We start from the raw sequence: 7,654 nt of genomic DNA, 5'->3' as shown, positions 1-7,654 counted from the left end.
CAAGGCGCCTGGCTGATTACAGTGGTGTTGCTCAAAACTTGCTGCTGTTGCAGGGCGATCACACTCGACGCAGCGCTAAGGCGGTTGCTGAGGCTCTGTCCACGGTTTTGCCTTATATTACAAGAGAATCGGTTACTGCCGGGCATATGGGACCACTAACTCACCCGGCCGATGTTAACCAGCGTATTCTGCGCTTTTTGCGCAACCAACCTCATTAACCCAGAGAATAAGAACGAGTGAACTGGTGGAGCAATAACAAAGACGAATGTCGTAAACTGGCCAAACTGACCGGTCCCATTCTGGTTGCCCAGCTCACTCAAATGCTAATGAGTGTGGTCGACACGGTCATGGCAGGGCGCAAGGGCGCGCTTGACCTGGCGGCCGTGTCTGTTGGCGGAAGTATTTTCGTGCCTGCCACTTTATTGGTGTTCGGCCTGGCGTTGGCATTAGCGCCAATTATCTCTCATCTCGATGGTTCTAATTCGCACAAGCGCGTTGCCAATATATTGCAGCAGGGCTTGTATGCGTGTGCCATTGTCGGCGTCATTACCTTAATTGGAATGTCCTCCGCTCCATGGCTATTGGATATTATGGAAGTGGAAGACGACTTCCGTGCCATTACGCTGGACTACCTCTTTTATATAGCCTGGGGTATACCTGGCTTTGTTATTTACGCGGTACTAAGAAACTTCTGCGAAGGTATGTCGAATACCATGCCATCGCTAATCATTGGCTTTATTGGCTTACTGATCAACATACCGGCAAACTATGTCTTTGTGTACGGTGAATTTGGCATGCCGGAGCTTGGTGGTGCGGGTTGTGGTCTTGCTACCGCTATCGTGCTGTGGGGTATGGCTCTCTCTATGGCCATTTATACCTTTACCGCCAAACGTTACAAACGGTTAAGGTTACTGCGCCGCTGGTATCGTCCGAACTGGGACGATGTCACCTACGTTATTCGTATCGGTTTTCCTATTTCAATGTCACTTTTTTTTGAAGTGAGTTTGTTTGCGGCCGTAGCCTTACTCATAGCTCCTTTGGGGCCAACGGTGGTTTCTGCTCATCAAATTGCGCTGAACATCAGTTCACTGGTGTACATGGTGCCGCTGAGTATCTCTATGGCGGTAACGTTACGGGTTGGCTTTGCGTTGGGAGCAGGAGACCCGAAAAATGCCATGTTGAGCTTTAAAATCGCTATGCTGTTTGGTGGCGCATTCGCAACGGTCAATGGGCTTATCATGTATTTGGGGGGAGGCTGGTTGGCAAGCCTCTATACACCTGACCAGGACATCATTAACTTAGCAGCCACTCTTATGGGGCTGGCGGCTATATTCACCGTGTCAGATACTTTCCAGGCTATTTCTATAGGTACACTTCGTGGCTATAAAGACACCAAGTACCCGATGATCCTCGCTTTTATTTCCTACTGGCCATTTGGTCTAAGTGTGGGCTTTATTTTGGGGCGTACCGACTGGGTAGTGCCGGCAATGGGGGCCGCAGGTTTCTGGATAGGCTTTATCAGCGGTCTAAGTGTTGCAGCTGTCCTGTTGTCATTGCGCTTACGCCGCGTATCCCGTCGATACGAGCGTAAGCACTTTCGTGAGCAGTTAAACAGTGCCGCTTAACCGCGGCGCTTAGCTAACACCTCCAGCACGTCGTCCAGGCTAAGCTCATTGGCTCGCAACGCGACCAGCAAGTGATAAAGTAAATCCGCACTTTCATTAACCAGCTCGTCTTTATCGGCGGTTGCTGCGGCCAGAGCAACTTCAACGCCTTCTTCTCCGACTTTTTGTGCAACTCGTTTTAACCCTTTGGTAAACAAGCTGGCGGTGTAGCTTTTACTGGCATCCGCGCCTTTGCGACTGGCAATAAGCGCATCCAGCTCGTGCAGTAAAGGTTTAGGTGCTTCGGCAAAGCAGCTGCGGTTACCTAAGTGGCAGGTAGGGCCATCGGGCAGAGCCTGAACCAGTAATGCGTCGTTATCACAGTCTGAATAAATACCTTCAAGCTGAAGGTAGTTTTTTGAGCTCTCGCCCTTAGTCCATAAACGCTCTTTACTGCGGCTGTAAAACGTTGTTTTGCCAGTTGCTAAACTCTCTTTAACAGCGTCAGCGTTCATATAGGCCTGCATCAGGATTTCACCGGTTAATGCGTGTTGCACCGTGCAGGGTAGCAGCCCCGACATTTTATCCCAGGCTAGCTGGTCTATCGTATCTAACTTAATTCTCATTGTGTCTCCTGAACCGCTTCTATAGGGCGAACAGCAACATTATTCGCTGCCATAGCGGCTTTTACGTCGCTAATACTGAATATATTCTTATGAAAAACCGACGCTGCCAATGCGCCATCAACTTTCGCTTGCTGAAAGGCATCGACAAAATGCTGAATTTCGCCGGCGCCGCCAGAGGCGATTAAAGGTACAGAACAGTATTCACGTAAAGCTGACAATTGAGCGATATCGTAACCCCGGCGAACACCGTCCTGATTCATACAATTCAGAACAATTTCACCGGCACCGCGAGAGATAACCTCCTGCAGCCAGTCTTTCGTTTGCCAGGCCGATTTACGAGATTTACTCTCGTCACCGGTAAACTGGTGGACTTCATATTGATCAGACTGTTCGTTATAAAAGCTGTCGATGCCAATAACAATGCACTGCTGACCAAACTCTTCGACCAGGGTATTGATCAAGTCCGGGTTAAGCAGAGCAGGCGAGTTAATGGAAATTTTATCCGCACCCATAGACAGCATGGTCTGTGCTTGCTCAACCGAACGGATGCCACCGGCCACAGTGAATGGAATATTAATTTCGCGGGCTACTCGTTCCACCCAGGACTTGTCTACCGTACGTCCGTCAGCAGATGCTGTAATGTCATAGAACACTAACTCATCGGCGCCGCTTTCTGCATAACGTTTAGCCAGAGGCTGAATGTCACCAATAACTTCATGATTACGGAACTTAACCCCTTTTACCACTTGTCCGTCACGAACATCCAGACAAGGAATTACGCGTTTTGCCAGCATGCCAGTGCCTCCTGCATCGTGAAAGCGCCGGTAAGTAAAGACTTACCAAGAATAACTGAGTCACAGTTAACGGCTTTCAAATCTTTAAGATCATCTAAGCAACTGACACCACCGGATGCCTGCCAGACCACTTGTGGGTAAAGTGCTTTATAGCGCTTGTAGAGCTCGACATTGGTGCCTGTCATGGTGCCGTCTTTACTGATATCGGTACAAAGCACGTGGCGACAACCGAGATCCAGATAGCGGTTTAGAATATCATCCAGTGTATGCGTGCTGGCCTCTTGCCAGCCGTGCGTAGCCACCATTGCATTGCCATCTGCGTCAATATTGACATCCAGAGCAAGGACTATTTTTTCAGGTCCGTAGGTCGAGAACCAGCGAGTGACCTTATCCGGATTATTCACCGCCGTTGAACCAATTACAGCACGTTCAATGCCGGCTTCAAATAAGGCTTCCAAATCTGCTGTTGTGCGTATTCCGCCTCCTGCCTGACACCGCATTCCTGACTCTGAGGCAAGTTTAGCCAACAAGGCCTGTTGTCGTCTGTCAGGATCTTTGGCACCGTCTAAATCCACTAGGTGTAGCCATTTTGCACCTGCCTCAGCATAAAGCTGAGCCTGGCCTAAAGGTGTTAAATCAAATTCAGTTTTTTGCGCAAAGTCGCCCTGATACAGACGCACAACTTTTCCATCGATAAGATCCAGAGCAGGGATCAGCATAATTTTAACTCCAAAAAACGTTTCAACAGAGCTTCGCCGGTTTTACCTGAGCGTTCGGGGTGAAACTGCGCACCAAAATAGTTGTTGTGTCGTATCATAGAGGCAAATCGTTCACCGTATTCGCTACTGGCAATGGTGTACTCATCAACGGCTACAGCAAAACTGTGTACGAAATAGCAGTAGCTGTCGTTTGTGTCGACTAATGGGTTGTCGTCGGTTGGCTCCAGTGTATTCCAGCCCATGTGCGGCAACGGAAGACCATGCTCGCGAAGGCGTTTGGTTTTTGCCGGAATCAGGTTAAGACAATCAACGTCACCTTCTTCTGAGTGCGAGGTCAATAATTGCATACCCAGACAAATACCCAGCACCGGCTGGGTTAATTCCCGCAGCGGCTCTACGAGTTGCTTTCGCTGTAAGTTACGCATAGCCGCGGCAGCGGTACCTACGCCGGGCAAAATGACACGGTCAGCGGTGCGTATTTGTTCTGCATCATCGGTAATAAGCACTGAGTAGCCCAAACGTTCAACTGCAAAGCGAACAGACGTCAGGTTGGCACACTCGGTATCGACAATCACCACATTCATGCCAGCATCCCCTTACTCGACGGCAACTGTTGGTCTCCAGTTTTGGTAATAGCCTGACGCAGAGCCCGGCCAAACACCTTAAACAGGCTTTCAACCTGATGGTGGGTATTACCCTCGGTGGTCGATAAGTGCAAGCTCATTGCCATGGCGTCGGTTAACGAGCGGAAGAAGTGCTCAACCATCTCGGTGGATAACTCGCCGACTTTGTCGCGGGTGAAATCTGCTTCCCATTTCAAATAGGGACGTCCGGATAAATCGATCAGACATTCCGCCCGGCATTCATCCATAGGCAGAGCAAAACCAAAGCGGCCAATACCGCGCTTATCGCCAAGCGCTGAGCGTAATGCCTGACCCAACGCCAGAGCAGTGTCTTCAATGGTGTGGTGATCGTCAATGTGCAAATCACCCTTAACCTTAACCGAAAGCGAGAAGCCCGCGTGTGTGGCTATTTGTTCAAGCATGTGATCAAAGAAGCCAATACCGGTGTCAAACTCGCGCGGTGATTGACTGTCTAAATCCACCTTAATGTTGATATCCGTTTCCCGGGTGGTACGTGTAACTGACGCTGTACGCGGGTTGTCCAGTAGCTGGTGAACAATGGCATCCCAGTTGAGCGCGTCACGGCTGTAGCGCAGGCCTTCAATACCCATATTCTCAGCCAGTTGCAGGTCGGTTTCACGGTCGCCAATAACGTAGGAGTTGGTAAAGTCGACACGACCTTCTTTCAGGTACGACTTTACCAGCCCAAGAGCAGGCTTGCGGCAGCTGCAGTTATCACTGTCAAAGTGAGGGCAAATCAAAACATCGTTAAAGCGAATACCTTGTGATTCAAACACCGCCATCATTAAGTTATGTGGCGCATCAAAATCAGCTTGCGGGAAGCTATCAGTACCCAGACCGTCCTGATTCGATACCATCACCAACTGATAACCGGCCTGTTGTAGTTTCAGCAAAGCCGGTACTACGTTGGGCTCAAATACCAGCTTCTCAACGCTGTCCAGCTGTTTGTCTATAGCGGGCTCTTCTACCAGAGTCCCGTCGCGGTCGATAAATAAAATAGGCTTCTGGCTCATGAAAAATAATCCTTTAACTGTTGAATCAGTTCGTCATTTTCGGCGGCGCTACCAATGGTTATTCGAACAACGTTTTCCAGACCCCGCTGCGCCGACTGATTACGTATTAATAGGCCGTTGTCGGCAAGTGATTTCACTAAACCAGCGGCATCTTCACACTGATACAATAAAAAGTTCGTGTCACTTTCCGATACCAGAGTCAGTGGTGTTTGCTCTAAAGCTGTTTGCACACGGTCGCGCTCGGCTAATAAGCTTGCTACCTGCTGCTGAAGTCGTTCCAGCGAACTTGTCTGCAAAGCCTGAACCGCAATTTGCACTGTCGGGTCTGGCAAAGGGTACGGCGCCAGAACTTTTTGCAGTAACTCAATGATGTCGTCATTCGCCAGCAAAAAACCGCAGCGAATGCCGGCCAGAGCAAAAGCTTTAGACAAGGTGCGTAGTACTACCAGGTTCGGGTATCGTCCCAGCCAACCGGCAACGCTGTTACCAGAACTAAACTCAATATAGGCCTCGTCGACAACCACAATAGAGCTTGGAGAGTGCTGTAAAACTTGCTCAATGTCATCCGGATTCAACCTGTTGCCCAGAGGGTTTGAAGGTGAACATAAGAAGATAACCTTAGACTCTGCTGCAGCGTCTATCACTGACTCGGTGTCCAGTTGCCAGCTCTTCAGCAAAGGGACTTCATTTACGCCAACGGCAAAGGTTTTAGCCGAAATAGCGTACATACCGTAAGTCGGTGGGCAAATCAGTACTTTGTCCTGACCGGGTTCACAAAAGGCTCGTATCAGTAATTCAATACCTTCATCCGAACCGCGGCTGCTCAATACCTGTGAAGCTTCAATTCCGGCGTATTCAGCGTAGGCCTGGTTCAGCGGTTTAGACTGAAATTCCGGGTACCGGTTAAGCTTGCTGTCATCGACAGTGTACGAGTTACTGTACGGAGACTCGTTGGCGTTCAGCCAGATATTGCCGCCGCTCATGCTGCGACGCGCTGACGCATAAGGCGTTAACTGCTTCAGGTGCTGGCGCTGTAACTGTTCAACAATGCTCATGGCTTATTCTCCGTGCGAATAGTTACGGCACGCTTGTGTGCGTCTAAGCCTTCAACCTCGGCCAGAGTAGTAATGGCTTCTGCTAACTGGCGTAGTCCATCCTGGCTGGCTTCCTGTACCGTATAACGCCGGTAAAAGTCGACCAGCCCAAGGCTGCTGTAATTACGGGCATAGCCATAGGTGGGCAGTACGTGGTTGGTGCCGGTTGCGTAGTCACCGCCGGACTCCGGGGTATAATGTCCGACAAAGACAGAGCCTGCGCGGGTTAACTTCGGTAGCAGCTCACGCGCGTTATCCGTCTGAATAGAAAGGTGTTCGGGCGCATAGGTTTCGCTAATGGCTATGACTTCATCCATATCGGCAACTACCAGCAGACGACTGGCTTGCAAGGCTTGCTCGGCAATATCGGCGCGACTTAGCTGAGCGCATTGTGCAATCAGCTCCTGTCGTACATTTTCGGCCACTGTCATTGACGTCGTAAGCAAAATAACCTGAGAGTCAGGTCCGTGCTCAGCCTGCGAGAGTAAATCTGCCGCCACATAAGCCGGGTTTGCGCTGTCATCGGCAATAACCAAGAGCTCGGAGGGGCCTGCCGGTAAGTCCATGGCACAGCCGCTATCATTTTGACTCACCTGTTGCTTTGCTTCGGTCACAAAGCTGTTTCCCGGGCCAAAGACTTTACCCACAGCAGGTGATGACTCTATGCCGTACGCCAGCGCGCCAATTGCCTGAGCGCCGCCGCACAGCAGAATATCGGTCACACCGCAACGCTTAGCCGCGTAGAGCAGGGCGGCTGGTAATTCACCCTGCTTATTAGGCGGGCTGACCATAACCACACGCTGACACCCGGCAATTTGCGCGGGCACACCCAGCATTAAAGCGGTAGATGGCAAGGTTGCGCTTCCACCGGGAACGTATAAACCGACGGCGTCTAATGGCGCATAACGTAGCTCACATTGCACGCCTGGCGCGGTTTCAATACTTAAGTTCTGCGGACGTTGTGCTTCGTGAAAGCGGTAAATGGTTTGGTACGCAGTATCTATGGCGCGTTTTATCTTGTCATCTAAACCCGCTATAGCCGCATCGACTTGTTCACTGCTCATGCGCAGTGATGTCGCCTCCGAATTGTCGAACTGACGGGTATAATTCAGTACCGCGCGCTCACCGTTATCACGCACGTCGCTTAGAATAACAGAGAC

The 7,654-nt window shown here is 50.4% G+C and carries 8 protein-coding genes and 1 pseudogene; 2 read left to right on the top strand and 7 right to left on the bottom strand.

Features of this window, described 5'->3' with window-relative positions; all coding sequences use genetic code 11:
* Positions 1-218 (top strand): annotated as a pseudogene (locus B3180_RS05510) (alpha/beta hydrolase); the annotation flags it as partial.
* An 18-nt stretch (positions 219-236) separates the two neighbouring features.
* Positions 237-1,625, top strand: coding sequence for an MATE family efflux transporter (locus tag B3180_RS05505; RefSeq protein WP_278358817.1), 1,389 nt, complete (start codon positions 237-239; stop codon positions 1,623-1,625).
* On the opposite strand, the gene hisIE is transcribed toward B3180_RS05505, so the two are convergent.
* The 7 genes from hisIE to hisD all read right to left on the bottom strand — a co-directional run.
* The gene (gene hisIE / locus B3180_RS05500) at positions 1,622-2,230 is read right to left on the bottom strand and encodes a bifunctional phosphoribosyl-AMP cyclohydrolase/phosphoribosyl-ATP diphosphatase HisIE (RefSeq protein WP_224797165.1); all 609 of its coding nucleotides are present in this window, start codon (positions 2,228-2,230) and stop codon (positions 1,622-1,624) included. The two genes, B3180_RS05505 and hisIE, sit on opposite strands and share 4 nt — an antisense overlap.
* A complete protein-coding gene (gene hisF, locus B3180_RS05495; RefSeq protein WP_222235613.1) occupies positions 2,227-3,024 on the bottom strand; it encodes an imidazole glycerol phosphate synthase subunit HisF in 798 nt (265 codons plus the stop codon). The genes hisIE and hisF overlap by 4 nt, the downstream gene beginning before the upstream one ends.
* Positions 3,006-3,743, bottom strand: coding sequence for a 1-(5-phosphoribosyl)-5-[(5-phosphoribosylamino)methylideneamino]imidazole-4-carboxamide isomerase (gene hisA / locus B3180_RS05490; protein ID WP_278358816.1), 738 nt, complete (start codon positions 3,741-3,743; stop codon positions 3,006-3,008). Before hisA ends, hisF begins: the two co-directional genes overlap by 19 nt.
* The gene (gene hisH / locus B3180_RS05485) at positions 3,737-4,327 is read right to left on the bottom strand and encodes an imidazole glycerol phosphate synthase subunit HisH (RefSeq protein WP_278358815.1); all 591 of its coding nucleotides are present in this window, start codon (positions 4,325-4,327) and stop codon (positions 3,737-3,739) included. The genes hisA and hisH overlap by 7 nt, the downstream gene beginning before the upstream one ends.
* Positions 4,324-5,400 (bottom strand): bifunctional histidinol-phosphatase/imidazoleglycerol-phosphate dehydratase HisB, encoded by a 1,077-nt coding sequence (gene hisB / locus B3180_RS05480; RefSeq protein WP_278358814.1) that lies wholly within the window; start codon positions 5,398-5,400, stop codon positions 4,324-4,326. Before hisB ends, hisH begins: the two co-directional genes overlap by 4 nt.
* Positions 5,397-6,455 (bottom strand): histidinol-phosphate transaminase, encoded by a 1,059-nt coding sequence (hisC, locus tag B3180_RS05475; RefSeq protein WP_278358813.1) that lies wholly within the window; start codon positions 6,453-6,455, stop codon positions 5,397-5,399. Before hisC ends, hisB begins: the two co-directional genes overlap by 4 nt.
* Positions 6,452-7,654, bottom strand: a 1,203-nt coding sequence (gene hisD, locus B3180_RS05470) for a histidinol dehydrogenase (RefSeq protein WP_286843447.1), incomplete at its 5' end; no start/stop codon positions are given. The genes hisC and hisD, both read right to left, overlap by 4 nt.

The organism is Idiomarina sp. UBA4206 (assembly GCF_002383015.1).
GTDB lineage: Bacteria > Pseudomonadota > Gammaproteobacteria > Enterobacterales > Alteromonadaceae > Idiomarina > Idiomarina abyssalis.
Note: the sequence above shows the minus strand (reverse complement) of the source record. Positions and strands in the feature narration are given on the sequence as shown.